The organism is Xanthomonas vesicatoria ATCC 35937 (genome assembly GCF_001908725.1).
GTDB lineage: Bacteria > Pseudomonadota > Gammaproteobacteria > Xanthomonadales > Xanthomonadaceae > Xanthomonas > Xanthomonas vesicatoria.
Genome location: NZ_CP018725.1, coordinates 3,040,639 through 3,054,108, shown reverse-complemented (window position 1 = coordinate 3,054,108; position 13,470 = coordinate 3,040,639). Strand labels below are relative to the sequence as shown.

Genomic DNA, 13,470 nt, shown 5'->3' with positions numbered 1-13,470 from the left:
CTGCCGCAGCCGGTGGCACTCTGACCAGCGCCCGCTGCCAACGCCTGGGTTCTCAACCTCACCGTAACGCCGCGCGGCAGCGCCTTTCCAAACCTCCAATCCCACCCTCACGTAACCCCGGATAGCGCGCTGACCAATCGCGACTCCCGGCTCCCCTATCCCCGCCCTCAAATCACCCGCAAGGTGATCGCCTTCAGCACCGCGCGGGTGCGGTCGCGGGTGCCGAGCTTTTCCAGGATCGTGGAAACGTAGTTCTTCACCGTGCCCTCGGCCAGGAACAGGGTGCGGGCGATCTCCTTGTTGGAATAACCGCCGGCCAGCAGGCGCAGGATCGCCACCTCGCGTTCGCTGAAGGTCTCGCTGGGCGGCTGCTGGTCGCGGAACTGGTAACGCGCGCGTACCGGGTCGGTGCTGACCGGTTGCAGCAGGGTCTCGCCGGCAGCGACGCGGGCGATGGCATCGCGCAGGTCTTCCGGGGCGGCGTCCTTGAGCAGGAAGCCCTGCGCGCCGGCCTCGGTGGCGCGCAGCAGCAGGTCGCTGTCGTCGAAGGTGGTCAGCAGCAGCACGGGGGTGCGGTCGCCACGGGCGCGCAGCTGCACCAGCGCCTGGATGCCGTCGACGCCGGGCATGCGGATATCGCTGAGAACCACATCCACCGACGTGGTCGTCAGCGCATCCAGCAATGCCTGGCCGTCGTCGGCCTCGCAGGCCACCTCCACGCCTTGCTGCTGCAGCAGGGCGCGCAAGCCGGCGCGGACCAAGATCTGGTCGTCGGCCAGGGCGATTCGAAGTGAACTCACACCGGAACTCTCGCTGTCAGATGCATGCCGCCAGTGGGGGTGAGGCCAAGCTCGAGTTGACCGTGCAGGGCCGCCAGGCGCTCGCGCATGCCGGTGATGCCGTTGCCTTCGTGGATGCGCTCGGCGCGGCGGCCGTCGTCCTGGATGTCCACCCGTAGCTGCGCATTCTCGCATTGCAGATGTACGGCGACTTCGTCGGCATCGGCATGCCGCACGGCATTGGTCAGCGCTTCCTGCACCAGCCGCAGCAACAACTCGGCCACGCGGGCATCGGTGATGCGCACGTCCGGGTCGATGCGCAGGCGCAGCGCCGGGCGCGGAAACGGGGCGGCCAGCGCGCGCAAGGCGGTTTGCAGATCCAGGCCCCGGTCGTCGCGCATGGACTGCACCACGTTGCGGATGTCGGCCAGCAATTCGGCAGACAGCTGCTCCAGCACCGCAACGTCGTCGCGCTGCGCCAACGCGGGGTCGGCGCTGAGCAGGCGCAGATTGATGCGCATGGCGGTGAGCTTGTGCCCGGCCACATCGTGTAGCTCGCGCGCCAGGCGCAGGCGCTCGGCGTCGCGTGCGCTGTCGGCCAGCAGCGCGCGCGTGGCCAGCAGATCCGCGTTGACGTAGGCCAGCGCATCGCGTGCGCGCTCGGCACTGCGCGCGTAGTTGGCGGTCAGCGCCGCAAAGGCCTGGAAGCTGGTGTAGATGGTCACTGCCAGCAGGGGGCGCGAGACGTGCGCCTGCACGAATACCGCATACATGGCCGCATTGACCACCAGCATCAGCGCCAGCACCTGCGGCGGTTGCCAGCGCATTGCCGCCTGCGCGACCACCAGCACCAGCAGCACCGGCGAGGTCCCGGTGCGCGGCTCCAGCCACACCAGCGCCACTGCCAGCAGCGCCTGCAGCAACAGTGCGCCATGCTGCGGCAACGGCCGTGGCGGCAGCAGGTAGCGCATTAGGAACACCAGGGTGAAGGCGATCAGGGCGGCCCAGCGCCATCCCCCGTCCGGTGAGCGTTCCGGGCCGAACGACAGCATGACCGCCACGATGGCGAGCATGCCGGCCAGGTTCAGCGGTTTGGTGATGTCGCGCAGGAGAGCTGTCATGCAGCGATGCTGACCGCCGCGTGCCCGCTCGGCAATGGTGCGCCTGCAGAAAGTGACTTCCGGCAGGTGCGATCGATGACCTGCGGCTCCTGTGCTGAGCGCAGCGCCTGCGCACACTGGCATCACCAACCCACCCCATCGCCACGGAGTCACGCCATGTCTGCTTCCAGTCTGTTTCTCGCACTCAATCTGATCTGGGGTGGCTATGAAGTGCTGCTCAGCCGCCGTCGCCGCGCCAGCGATGGCGGCGCGCACGATCAGGGCACGCTGCAGCAGTTGTGGCGCGTGCTGTATGCGGCGGTGGCCATTGCGGTCGCACTGGCCTATAGCGGGCTGGCGCACTGGCCGCAGAGCTGGCACGCGCCACTGCAGTGGGCCGGTTGCGCCTTGATCGGCGGAGGCCTGGCGCTGCGGGTATGGGCCATCCAGGTGCTGGCACGCTGGTTCACGGTGGATGTGACCATCCAGCCCGATCACCAGCTGGTCCGCAGCGGTCCGTATCGCTGGCTGCGTCACCCGTCCTATACCGGCGCGCTGCTGGCGTTTTACGGGCTGGCGCTGGGCATGGGCAACGCGTTGTCGGTGGCGGCAATCGTGGTGCCGGTGACGTTGGCATTCCTGCATCGCATCCGGATCGAAGAAGCTGCGTTGCAACGCGCCTTCCCGGTTGCCTACCCGGCCTATGCCGCGCAGAGCCACCGCCTGCTGCCGCTGGTGTGGTGAGGTTGGCAGTTGCGGATGCAACGCAGCGGGGCTTCGCACGCTCGCACACGGGTTCGGCCTGCACCGCATGCAGGGGGAAGCAGTGCCGCACTGTCTGGCGTCGCTGCGCATCGGTCGATCTGCGACAGCCGCCACCGCTGCCGGGCTGGCGCGCTGCGTACCATCGGCTCCGCGCGTCGCATCCCCATCGTTGCCAGGAGAGTTGCATGGTTGCCCGCATTTACGCCGTTGTCGCCCTGACCGCACTGCTGGGCAGCGCTACCGTCGACGCCGCCGATCTGGATGTGGGCATCGGCGGCCTGCGCTCGCAACAGGGGCAGCTACGCATTGCGGTGATCGCCACAGCGGCGCAACTGGATGGCGCCCAGCCACCGGTACAGGCGCAGACGGTGCCGATCAGGGGCAGCGCACCACAGATCCAGTTCAAGAATCTGGCGCCCGGGCGCTACGCGGTGATGGTCAATCACGACGAAAACGCCAACGGCAAGCTGGACACCAACCTGATCGGCATGCCGGTGGAAGGCTACGGCTTCAGCAACAACCCCACCGGCATGCGTAAACCCGGCTTCGACGAGATCGTCTTCGACCTGCCGGCCGGCGGGAAGCGTATCAGCGTGCAGATGCGCTGACGCCGGCACGCGACAGGAGCACTGCCATGCACCGCCGCCGCTTTCTGCAGTCGCTATTGGCCGCTACCGGCAGCGCCGCGCTGGGCGGCTTTGCCTTGCGCAGCCTGCCTGCACACGCCGCAGACGCGGCCGCATTCCAGGCGCAGTTGCAGCGCACGCCCTGGTTGCTGGGCTGGCGCAGCGTGGCTAGCCCGACCCTCGGGCCGAGTACCGCAACGCTACAGGGCAAGCTCCCCGACGGCCTGGCAGGCAGCCTGTATCGCAATGGCCCGGCCTGGACCGAGCGTGCCGGGTTCCGCTACGAACACTGGTTCGATGGCGACGGCATGGTGCATCGCTGGCAGCTGGGCGGCCCCCAGGTGCGGCACCTGGGGCGCATGGTGGCCACGCATAAATTCACCCAGGAGCAGCAGGCCGGGCGTTTTCTGTATCGCGCTGCCGGCACCTCCGTGCCGGACATGCAGCCGGGGCGCAACAACGACGACGTCAACACCGCCAATACCTCGGTGACGATGCTCAACGGCCGCCTGTTCGCGCTATGGGAAGCCGGCTCGGCGATCGAACTGGACCCCGCTGCGCTGGACACCATCGGCCCGATCACCTGGCGCGAGGATCTGGCCGCGATGCCGTTTTCCGCGCATCCGTTGACCGACCACGACGGCAGCGTCTGGAACGTCGGCTCGATCAGCGTGGTGGGCTCCACCGGCGTGGTGCTCTGGCACCTGGGCGCCGATGCCACGTTGCGCAACGTGCAGCTGCTACAGACCGACGCGCCGGCCTACCTGCACAGCTTTGCCATGACCGATCGGCACCTGATTCTGGTCATGGCGCCCTACCGCCGGCTGGAGGGCGACGGCGCGTTCTTCGAGCAGCTGCGCTTTACGCCCGAAGCGCCATGCCGGATTGCGGTGGTGCCCAAGGACGCACTGGACCAACCACGCTGGTTCGAGGCGGACTTTGCGGTGGCCTACCACTTCGCCGATGCCTACGCGCAGCGCGACCGCATCGTGGTGCGCGCCATCGTGCATACCGATCCGGACGAAGCGCGCTCACCGATGCGCGCGGCCATGCACGGCGACCCGAACGCCGCACCGGCACCGGTGCAGTTACGCAGCCTGCATCTGGACCTGGCCAGTGGCCATGCGCACTGGCAGATGCATCCGGTGGACAACCTGGAACTGCCGCTGTTCGATCGCCGCACACCACGCACGCAGGGCGCACGCCTGTACGCGCCGTGCATCGATGGCCCGAACCAGTCGCGGTTTCTCAACGCCGTGGCCGGCTACGACCTGGAACGCGACCGCCGCCAGGTGCATCGCTACGGCCCGCACGTGCTGGCCGAAGAACATGTCTTCGTCGCCAAGCCCGGCAGCACACGGCCAGACCAGGGCTGGCTGGTGGGAACGGTGCTCGACACCCAGCGCGCGCGCACCGGGTTAATGGTGCTGGACGCGCAACACATCGATGCCGGGCCGATTGCGCAGGCATGGCTGCCTTACGCCATTCCGCTGGGCTTTCATGGGCAGTTTGTGGCGGCTGCATAGCACCGCTGACGAGCTGGCCGCGCTTGCGTCCACGGCCGGCGACAGCGTTATGCAGCGGGCGACCAATGATCCGTTGCGAAAGCGAGGGCAAACAACGGCGTCGCGCCATGCCAGCAGACGCGCCGCCGCCATCCCCGCAACACACCGATCGCCTTACACTCAACGGCTACCCCCGCAGCTGTCGTCCGTCTTCGATGATCATCTCTGCCGCTTCCGATTACCGTGCCGCCGCCCAGGCGCGGCTGCCGCCCTTCCTGTTCCATTACATCGATGGTGGCGCCTACGCCGAGCACACGCTGCGGCGCAATGTCTCGGATCTGGCCGATATCGCGCTGCGCCAGCGGGTGTTGCGCAATATGTCCGACCTGAGCCTGAGCACCGAGCTGTTCGGCGAAACCCTGGCGATGCCGGTGGCGTTGGCGCCGGTCGGGCTCACCGGCATGTATGCGCGGCGCGGCGAGGTGCAGGCCGCACGTGCGGCAGCGGCGCGCGGCATTCCGTTTACGTTGTCCACGGTGTCGGTCTGTCCGATCGAAGAAGTGGCACCGGCCATCGACAGGCCGATGTGGTTCCAGCTCTACGTGCTCAAGGACCGCGGCTTCATGCGCAACGCGCTGGAGCGCGCCAAGGCCGCGGGCGTGACCACGCTGGTATTCACCGTGGATATGCCCACGCCGGGCGCGCGTTACCGCGATGCGCACTCGGGCATGAGCGGGCCGAACGCATCGCTGCGGCGCATGCTGCAGGCGGTGACGCACCCGCGCTGGGCCTGGGACGTGGGATTGCTGGGCAAGCCGCACGACCTGGGCAACATCTCGGCCTATCGCGGCAGCCCCACCGGCCTGCAGGATTACATCGGCTGGCTGGCGGCCAATTTCGATCCATCCATCTCGTGGAAGGACCTGGAGTGGATCCGCGAATTCTGGACCGGGCCGATGGTGATCAAGGGCATTCTCGACCCCGATGACGCGCGTGATGCAGTGCGCTTCGGCGCCGACGGCATCGTGGTGTCCAACCACGGCGGGCGCCAGCTCGATGGGGTGCTTTCAAGCGCACGTGCGTTGCCGGCCATTGCCGATGCAGTGAAGGGGCAGCTCAAGATCCTGGCCGACTCGGGCATCCGCAGCGGGTTGGATGTGGTGCGGATGCTGGCGCTGGGCGCCGATGCAGTGTTGCTGGGGCGTGCGTTTGTCTACGCGCTGGCGGCCGGCGGGCAGGCCGGCGTGGAAAACCTGCTGGGCTTGATCGAAAAGGAAATGCGCGTGGCGATGACCTTGACCGGTACCCATTCGATTGCCGAGATCAGCAGCGATGCGTTGAGCCGGGTGACACGGGAGAACGCAGTCGCGCTTTGACGGGCTTCGGGCTTCGGGATTCGGGATTCGGGATTCGGGATTCGGGAGTCGTCGGCGGGAGAGCGGAGGATGTGCGGCTTGGCTGCGGGGCCCTTGCCCGCCCACCGTCGCGGGACACGCCGTGAATCCGTCCATGGAGGCTCTTACGCGGCATCCATGCCGCGTAAGGTCCCGCGACGGTGAGCGGGCAAGGACCCGTCGAGATGGTCGGTTTGCTTAGTCAATATCTGTGCGTAATGCGCACCTGATTGAATCAATAGAGTGAATAACGACTCATTGCGAGTGAGCGCATTGCGCAGTTGGACACAGTGCCCAGAATCTAAGGCTGCGAATAGAGCCGGCTGATTTGAAGCACCAGTCGCGCGGTAGGTTTGTTAGACACTCTTAGTTTTTATCATCGCCGGTGGGCAAGGATTGCCGCAACGCCAGCACCGATGCCCAGGGATCTGCGCGTTGGCGCTTGGCACGCTGCACGGCCTTGTCGATCGGGAAGGCGTCCGGGCCGCTGATCTTGCCCAGTTCTTCCCAGCGTAGCGGCACTGCCACGATGGCTTTTTCGCGGGCGCGCAGCGACCACGAACACACGCTGGTGTTGCCGCGGCCGTTGCGCAGCCAGTCGACAAAGATCACCCCGTGCCGCTTGGCCTTGCTCATGGTGGCGACGTAGCGCTCCGGCGCCTGCGTGGCCAGTGCCTGCGCAAATGCTTCGCAGAAGTCGCGCGCCTGCTCCCAACTGGCTTCCGGCACGATCGGCACCACCACGTGCACGCCTTTGCCACCGGATAAGCGCACTCCGCTTTCCAGCCCCACCGCGCGTAGCTTGGTGCGAATGTCGCGCGCGGCAGCCACTACGTCGGGCCAGGCAACGGCATCTCCCGGATCCAGATCGAACACCAGGCGATCCGGGTGCTCCGGATCGTCGATGTGCGACCCCCAGGGATGCAACTCCAGCGTGTTCATCTGCACCAGTTCGAGCAGGCCGGCGGCATCCTCAATGTACAGATAATCTTCGGTGCCGCTTTTCTGTTGGAGCGGAATCGCCTCGATATGCGCACCTAGCTGCCGGCCCTGGTGTTTCTGAAAGAAGCAATCGCCACCAACGCCATCCGGGCAGCGCAGCAGGGACAACGGCCGGCGTGCGATCTCCGCCAACACCAACGGCGCCACCGCACGGTAGTACTCGGCCACGTCTCCCTTGCTGATGCCCAGCGCAGGGAACACCACACGCTCCGGATGGGTGATGGTGACGCCGTCGGTGGACGGCGCTGCCTTCTTCGACGTGACTGAGACAGCGGCGGTGACGATCGATGCTGCAGATGTACTGCTCTTGGACGCTGCCTTGGCCGCGCGTTTGCCTGCCGCCGTCGTCGCAACGCCACTGGCGGTCTTGGAGACGTTTGCGGTTGCGGTCTTTGGTGTCGCCACAGTCGCTTTGGCTGCCGCAGCGCGTGGCTTGGTCGCGCGTTTGGCCGGTACGGCGCGATCGCCGCCCAGATCGGTCATGGGTTTGTCCTCGCGTAAACGCTTGAAAGCGGCCTGCCGCAGCAGCCCCTGCTTGGCCCAGCCGCGGAATGCCACTTCGGCAATCAGCTCCGGCCGTACCCAATACACATCGCGTGGGCGGCCCGGCAGATGCGACGGCAGTTGCAACGTGGCGGTGTCGCTGCGCAGCGCCCGCAGCTGGGTGATGATCTTGCCCAGCAGCGCGTCATCGAAACCGGTTCCCACGCGGCCCACGTAGCGCAGCGCCTCGCCGTCCGGTTGCGCAAGCAGCAACGCCCCGAAGCCGCTGCGCGCGCCCTTGGGGTCGGTATACCCCACCACGACAAATTCGTCGCTGTCTTCATGCTTGGTCTTGACCCAATCTGCACCGCGGCCGCCGTGATAGGCAGCGTCGGTACGCTTGCTGACGATCCCTTCCCAGCCCTTGCCGGCACTGGCCGCAAACACCTCCGGCCCGTGCCCGATGACATGGTCGCTATAGGCCAGCGTGCCCGGTGTGTCGCCCAGCAATGCACGCAGCAGCTGCTTGCGCTGCAGCAGCGGCGTGTTGCGTAGATCGACGCCAGCCACACCCAGCAGATCGAACACGAGATAGCGCAGCGGCTGCTGCGCGCTGCCATCGAGCGCCCGTTGCAAGGCGGAGAAATCGCTGCGCCCCTGCGCATCCAGCACCACCAGCTCGCCATCCAACCGCGCATCGCGCACGGGCAACGCCTGCAGCGCGCTCACCACCTCCGCAAAGCGGTCCGTCCAGGCCTGGTCGTTACGCGAGCGCAGCTGCACGCGGCCATCGACCAGGTCCGCCAGCAGGCGATATCCGTCCCATTTGATTTCGTGCAGCCAGGGATCGCCGTCTGGCGCGTGCGCGCGCAGCAATGTCAGTTGCGCGCGCAAATCGGTTGGACACGGCGCATCGCGTGCGCCGTCCAATGCCAGTGCACGGGCACGCCAAGAGCCCTCTTGGGCCGTGCGCTTGGCAGCGTGCGCATCCACGGTCATCGGCTAGCCTGCCTTGCGGCGTGGTGCGGCCTTTGCAGCGGTTTTCTTGGTCGCCTTGCTTGCCGTCTTCTTGGTCGCTTTCTTGGCAACCTTCTTGGTCGCGGCCTTCTTGGCCGGCGCTGCATCCGCGCCCGCGTTGCTGGTCTTCTTCGCCGGTGTGCGCGTATTGGCCTGCAGGCTTTTCTGCAGCAATGACATGAAATCCACCACGTTGGTGGTGGCGTCTTCATGCTGGGCGGGCTCGACATCCACCTGGGTGGTACCGCCCTTTTCCTGGATGCGCTTGCGCAGGATCTTCTCGAGCTTGCCGCGGAATTCGTCGTGATACTCCTCCGGCTGCCAGGTGCCGGACATCGACTCGATCAACTGCTTGGCCATCTCCTGCTCCTTGGGCGTGATGCGGTACTCGCCTACTGCACCTGCCGGCAACTTGAAGTCCTGCGGGTCCACGACTTCCTGCTGATAGCGCAGCAGCAGCAGGATCAGCGCATCACCTTGCGGCATGACCGCGGCCAGGTATTCGCGGGTACGGATGACCACTTTGGCAATCCCCACCTTGCCGGTGTCGCGCAATGTTTCGCGCAGCAAGACATAACCTTTTTCGGCTTTCTTGCCCGGCACCAGGATGTACGGCTTTTCGAAATAGCGCGGGTCGATGTCGGCCGCATCGACAAAGGTTTCTACCTCGACGGTCTCGTGGCTTTCCGGTGCAGCCGAGCGGATGTCCTGCTCTTCGACAATGACGTAGCTGCCCTTGTCGTACTCGAACGCCTTGACGATTTCCTTCCACGGCACCTCGTCGCCCGTATCGGCGTTGACGCGCTCGAAGCGGATCGGTTTCTTGTCGCGCGAATCGAGCATGCGAAAGTGCAGGTCGACTTTGCGTTCGCCGGACATCAGCGATACCGGCACATTGAGCAGGCCAAAAGACAGCGTTCCGGTCCAGATCGGTCGTGCCATCAGTGCGCCACTCCATGGATGGCCGCTTGGGGAATATGGTCAAGTGCCAACCAGGCGTCCTCGACAACCGTACGCGCATGCGGCCAATCCAGGCGCGACTCGCCGCGCATGCTGTCCCACTGCGCGGCAAGGGCCTGCTCGCACTGCATGTCACTGCCGCGCGGCCAGTCTGCAGCATGGGTAAGGCGGGCGAATGCGTAGGCCGGCGACAGATCGCGCCAGGTGGGCCCACCCCGCCGTCGGCGGCGCTGATAGTCGGCCTGGCTGTAGCACTGAAAGTCCTGCGCCACACCCACTGCATCAGGCGAGGATCGCTGGCGTTGCGTCCGCTTGGGTGCGGCGGGATCTGCGTGCGCACTGAACAGGCGGCGGTCGGGACGGCGGTCCTGGGGACGCATGGTGTGCTCCACGGTGCGGCGTTGAGGGCCCACATCTGTAGCGCCGGCGCCGTGATCCATACGTGAGAAATCCGCATAGATCCTGCGATTTGCGTGCCCTTCACTGCGCGTACGCTGAACTGGTGGCCCATCCAGACAACAGGAGCGGCACCATGTCCCGCGACCCTTTACGCGAACAGCCCGCCCAACCGGGCGAACAGCACGGCAAGCGCGATGCCGAGCATTACGAAGATCGTGGTGCAGGCGATGCCCCGGGCCGCTTGATCCCCGCCGACGGCGATACGCCTGCCAAAACGCCCGGCACTGCGCCGGCAACAGAGCGCTGACGCAGCCATGCACGGGGCGGGCTTGGCGAGGCTAGGCCCGCCCTGCGGCCTGCAGGCGGCTGAACTCGTCATCGCTGAAGAGCCGCGAGCGCACCAGGAAGCGCACGCCCTCGCCATTTTCCAGTGAGAACATGCCACCCCGGCCCGGCACCACGTCGATGATCAGCTGGGTATGCTTCCAGTATTCGAATTGCGGCGCGCTGATGTAGAACGGCGCACCGCCGATCTCGCCCAGCAGCACATCGCGATCGCCGACGATGAAGTCGCCGACCGCAAAGCACATCGGCGACGAGCCGTCGCAGCACCCACCGGATTGGTGGAACAGCAGATCGCCGTGGCGCGCGCGCAGTGTGGCGATCAACTGCAAGGCCGCAAGCGTGGCCATCACCTGCAACGGCGGGTCTCTCTGCATGGTGGCACCCTGCATCGTCTGCCTCCTGCGGCACGGTCAGGCCGCCATGTCGAGCACGATACGCCCCTCGATCGTCCCGGCGTGCATGCGCGCGAACACATCGTTGATGTTGTCCAGGGTGTCGGTGGCCACGGTCGCCGCGACCTTGCCCTGCTCGGCGAAAGCCAGCGACTCCTGCAGGTCCAATCGGGTCCCGACGATCGAGCCGCGCACGGTCACGCCATTGAGCACCATGCCGACGATGTCCAGCGGGAACTGGCCCGGTGGCAGGCCGTTGAGCGACACCGTGCCGCCTCGGCGCACCATGCCGATCGCCTGCTCGAACGCCTTGGGCGAGACTGCGGTGACCAGGGCGCCATGCGCGCCGCCGATGTCCTTCCTGAGGGCAGCCACCGGGTCGGTGGTAAGGGCGTTGACCGTCACCGCCGCGCCCAGCCGCCTGGCCAGCGCCAGTTTGCCGTCGTCCACATCCACTGCCGCCACGTTCAGGCCCATGGCCCTGGCGTACTGCACTGCCAGATGGCCGAGCCCGCCGATGCCGGAAATCACCACCCACTGGCCGGGCTTGGTGTCGGTCATCTTCAAACCCTTGTAGACGGTGACGCCTGCGCACAGGATCGGTGCGACCTCGACGAACCCCAGGGTAGCGGGCAAATGCCCGACGTAATCGGCATTAGCCAGCGCGTACTGCGCAAAGCCGCCATTGACCGAGTAACCACTGTTCTGCTGCGCCTCGCACAAGGTTTCCCAGCCACCCAGGCAGTGCTCGCAATGCCCGCAGGCCGAGTACAGCCAGGGAATGCCGACCCGGTCGCCTTCCTTGACATGACGCACGCCCGCACCCACCGCGACCACGTAGCCGACGCCCTCATGGCCGGGGATGAACGGTGGATTCGGCTTGACCGGCCAGTCTCCCTGCGCGGCGTGCAGGTCGGTGTGGCAGACCCCGCAGGCTTGGATCCTGACCAGCAGATCGCCGGCCTGGGGCCGCGGCACCGGCACTTCCTCGATCACCAGTGGTGCGCCGAACTGGCGCACCACTGCGGCTTTCATCGTCGCGTCCATGGTGTCTCCGCATCGCGTCTGGTTGGGCCAAGATGGGCCAGGCGCGGTAGCGTCGCCTTGATCGAGATCAATCTACTGCGACGCGGCCCGGCAGCACGGCCAGCCCGTCAAAAAAATCCCAGCGCCTTCGGCGAATAGCTCACCAGCAGATTCTTGGTCTGTTGGTAATGGTCGAGCATCATCTTGTGGTTTTCGCGGCCGATGCCCGACTGCTTGTAGCCACCGAACGCGGCGTGTGCCGGGTAGGCGTGATAGCAGTTGGTCCACACGCGCCCGGCCTGGATGGCACGGCCCATTCGATACAGGCGCGATGCGTCGCGGCTCCACACGCCGGCACCCAGTCCGTAGAGCGTGTCGTTGGCAATCGCCAAGGCCTCGGCCTCGTCCTTGAAGGTGGTCACCGACACCACCGGGCCGAAGATCTCTTCCTGGAACACGCGCATCTTGTTGTGGCCCTTGAACACCGTCGGCTTGACGTAGAAGCCCTCGCCGAGCTCGCCATCGAGCATGTTGCGCTCGCCACCAATCAATACTTCAGCACCTTCCTGCCTGCCGATATCGATATACGACAAGATCTTTTCCAACTGCTCGCTGGACGCCTGCGCACCGACCATGGTGTTGGGATCGAGCGGATTTCCCTGCTTGATTGCGGCCACGCGCTTGAGCGCCTTTTCCATGAACTTGTCGTAGATCGATTCCTGGATCAGCGCACGCGACGGGCAGGTGCACACCTCGCCCTGATTGAAGGCGAATAGCACAAGGCCTTCCACCGCCTTGTCCAGAAAATCATCGTCTTCGGCCATGACATCGGCAAAGAAGATGTTCGGCGACTTACCACCCAGCTCCAGCGTCACCGGAATCAGGTTCTGGCTGGCGTATTGCATGATCAAGCGGCCGGTGGTGGTTTCGCCGGTGAAGGCGATCTTGGCAATGCGCGGGTTGCTGGCCAGCGGCTTGCCCGCCTCCAGGCCGAAGCCGTTGACCACGTTCAACACGCCGGGCGGCAGCAGATCGCCGATGACTTCCATCAACACCAGAATCGACGCAGGCGTCTGCTCGGCCGGCTTCATCACCACGCAGTTGCCGGCAGCCAGCGCCGGTGCTAGTTTCCAGCACGCCATCAGCAGTGGGAAATTCCACGGAATGATCTGCCCCACTACGCCCAGCGGTTCGTGGAAATGGTAGGCGATGGTGTCGCTGTCGATCTCGGAAATACCACCTTCCTGTGCACGGATCGCGCCGGCAAAATAACGGAAGTGGTCCACGCACAGCGGCACGTCGGCATTGAGCGTTTCGCGCACCGGTTTGCCGTTGTCCCAGGTTTCGGCATACGCCAGCAATTCAAGATTCTGCTCGATGCGGTCGGCGATCTTGAGCAATACGTTGGAGCGCTCAGTGGTGGAGGTCTTGCCCCAGGCTTCTTTTGCCGCATGTGCAGCGTCGAGTGCGGCTTCGATGTCCGGCGCAGTGGAACGCGCAATCGAAGTAAAGACCTTCCCGCTGATCGGCGTAGTGTTGTCGAAGTACTGGCCGCTTGCCGGCGCCATCCACTTGCCGCCGATGAAGTTGTCGTAGCGCGATTTGAAGATGGACTGCGGGTCGGTGTTGAGTGGCTTGGTTGCAGATTGCGCGTTCATCGTGGGCTCCTGCGGAGGG

The 13,470-nt window shown here is 65.7% G+C and carries 13 protein-coding genes; 5 read left to right on the top strand and 8 right to left on the bottom strand.

Translation table 11 applies throughout. The annotated features are described in order from the left end of the window. Positions 1-167: 167 nt before the first annotated feature. Complete coding sequence (locus tag BJD12_RS13190; RefSeq protein WP_005996273.1) at positions 168-800, bottom strand: response regulator transcription factor; 633 nt, start codon at positions 798-800, stop codon at positions 168-170. After that, a complete protein-coding gene (locus tag BJD12_RS13185; protein ID WP_039421955.1) occupies positions 797-2,023 on the bottom strand; it encodes a sensor histidine kinase in 1,227 nt (408 codons plus the stop codon). The genes BJD12_RS13190 and BJD12_RS13185 overlap by 4 nt, the downstream gene beginning before the upstream one ends. 33 nt (positions 2,024-2,056) lie before the next feature. Here BJD12_RS13185 and BJD12_RS13180 point away from each other — a divergent pair, with 33 nt between their 5' ends. From BJD12_RS13180 to lldD, 4 genes are all read left to right on the top strand, one after another. Beyond that, entirely contained in the window at positions 2,057-2,623 is a 567-nt protein-coding gene (locus BJD12_RS13180; protein WP_005996268.1) for a methyltransferase family protein, read from the top strand. A gap of 206 nt (positions 2,624-2,829) precedes the next feature. After that, positions 2,830-3,252, top strand: a complete 423-nt coding sequence (locus BJD12_RS13175) for a DUF2141 domain-containing protein (RefSeq protein ID WP_005996266.1) — start codon at positions 2,830-2,832, stop codon at positions 3,250-3,252. A 26-nt stretch (positions 3,253-3,278) separates the two neighbouring features. Continuing rightward, entirely contained in the window at positions 3,279-4,796 is a 1,518-nt protein-coding gene (locus tag BJD12_RS13170; protein ID WP_005996265.1) for a carotenoid oxygenase family protein, read from the top strand. A gap of 194 nt (positions 4,797-4,990) precedes the next feature. After that, complete coding sequence (lldD, locus tag BJD12_RS13165) at positions 4,991-6,151, top strand: FMN-dependent L-lactate dehydrogenase LldD (protein ID WP_005996263.1); 1,161 nt, start codon at positions 4,991-4,993, stop codon at positions 6,149-6,151. Positions 6,152-6,535: 384 nt separating this feature from the next. Here lldD and ligD read toward each other — a convergent pair whose 3' ends face one another. Genes ligD through BJD12_RS13150 form a run of 3 tightly spaced genes read right to left on the bottom strand, consistent with a single transcriptional unit; the run spans position 6,536 to position 10,011 of the window. Next, positions 6,536-8,653 carry a DNA ligase D gene (ligD, locus tag BJD12_RS13160; RefSeq protein WP_005998070.1) on the bottom strand — a complete coding sequence of 706 codons (2,118 nt, stop codon included), beginning with the start codon at positions 8,651-8,653 and terminating at the stop codon, positions 6,536-6,538. A gap of 3 nt (positions 8,654-8,656) precedes the next feature. Then, positions 8,657-9,613, bottom strand: a complete 957-nt coding sequence (gene ku / locus BJD12_RS13155; RefSeq protein WP_005998069.1) for a non-homologous end joining protein Ku — start codon at positions 9,611-9,613, stop codon at positions 8,657-8,659. Then, positions 9,613-10,011, bottom strand: a complete 399-nt coding sequence (locus BJD12_RS13150; protein ID WP_042828771.1) for a hypothetical protein — start codon at positions 10,009-10,011, stop codon at positions 9,613-9,615. Before BJD12_RS13150 ends, ku begins: the two co-directional genes overlap by 1 nt. Before the next feature lie 152 nt (positions 10,012-10,163). On the opposite strand from BJD12_RS13150, the gene BJD12_RS24600 reads away from it, so the two are divergent. After that, positions 10,164-10,337, top strand: coding sequence for a hypothetical protein (locus tag BJD12_RS24600; RefSeq protein WP_164736020.1), 174 nt, complete (start codon positions 10,164-10,166; stop codon positions 10,335-10,337). Positions 10,338-10,368: 31 nt separating this feature from the next. Here the strand turns inward: BJD12_RS24600 and BJD12_RS13145 are convergent, their stop codons facing one another. The 3 genes from BJD12_RS13145 to adh all read right to left on the bottom strand — a co-directional run bounded on the left by BJD12_RS13145 (position 10,369) and on the right by adh (position 13,451). Further along, positions 10,369-10,764, bottom strand: a complete 396-nt coding sequence (locus BJD12_RS13145; protein WP_005998066.1) for a DUF779 domain-containing protein — start codon at positions 10,762-10,764, stop codon at positions 10,369-10,371. 21 nt (positions 10,765-10,785) lie between these two features. Next, the gene (adhP, locus tag BJD12_RS13140; RefSeq protein ID WP_005998065.1) at positions 10,786-11,814 is read right to left on the bottom strand and encodes an alcohol dehydrogenase AdhP; all 1,029 of its coding nucleotides are present in this window, start codon (positions 11,812-11,814) and stop codon (positions 10,786-10,788) included. 107 nt (positions 11,815-11,921) lie between these two features. Next, on the bottom strand, positions 11,922-13,451 hold the full coding sequence (adh, locus tag BJD12_RS13135; protein ID WP_005998064.1) for an aldehyde dehydrogenase: 1,530 nt from the start codon (positions 13,449-13,451) through the stop codon (positions 11,922-11,924). Positions 13,452-13,470: the final 19 nt, after the last annotated feature.

Bases quoted from the DNA above. Each gene is read 5' to 3' on its own strand.
- BJD12_RS13150 (WP_042828771.1), bottom strand. From the start codon at position 10,011: ATGCGTCCCCAGGACCGCCGTCCCGACCGCCGCCTGTTCAGTGCGCAC.
- BJD12_RS24600 (WP_164736020.1), top strand. From the start codon at position 10,164: ATGTCCCGCGACCCTTTACGCGAACAGCCCGCCCAACCGGGCGAACAG.
- BJD12_RS13145 (WP_005998066.1), bottom strand. From the start codon at position 10,764: ATGCAGGGTGCCACCATGCAGAGAGACCCGCCGTTGCAGGTGATGGCC.
- BJD12_RS13175 (WP_005996266.1), top strand. From the start codon at position 2,830: ATGGTTGCCCGCATTTACGCCGTTGTCGCCCTGACCGCACTGCTGGGC.
- BJD12_RS13180 (WP_005996268.1), top strand. From the start codon at position 2,057: ATGTCTGCTTCCAGTCTGTTTCTCGCACTCAATCTGATCTGGGGTGGC.
- ligD (WP_005998070.1), bottom strand. From the start codon at position 8,653: ATGACCGTGGATGCGCACGCTGCCAAGCGCACGGCCCAAGAGGGCTCT.
- adh (WP_005998064.1), bottom strand. From the start codon at position 13,451: ATGAACGCGCAATCTGCAACCAAGCCACTCAACACCGACCCGCAGTCC.
- BJD12_RS13185 (WP_039421955.1), bottom strand. From the start codon at position 2,023: ATGCCAGTGTGCGCAGGCGCTGCGCTCAGCACAGGAGCCGCAGGTCAT.
- BJD12_RS13170 (WP_005996265.1), top strand. From the start codon at position 3,279: ATGCACCGCCGCCGCTTTCTGCAGTCGCTATTGGCCGCTACCGGCAGC.
- ku (WP_005998069.1), bottom strand. From the start codon at position 9,613: ATGGCACGACCGATCTGGACCGGAACGCTGTCTTTTGGCCTGCTCAAT.
- lldD (WP_005996263.1), top strand. From the start codon at position 4,991: ATGATCATCTCTGCCGCTTCCGATTACCGTGCCGCCGCCCAGGCGCGG.
- adhP (WP_005998065.1), bottom strand. From the start codon at position 11,814: ATGGACGCGACGATGAAAGCCGCAGTGGTGCGCCAGTTCGGCGCACCA.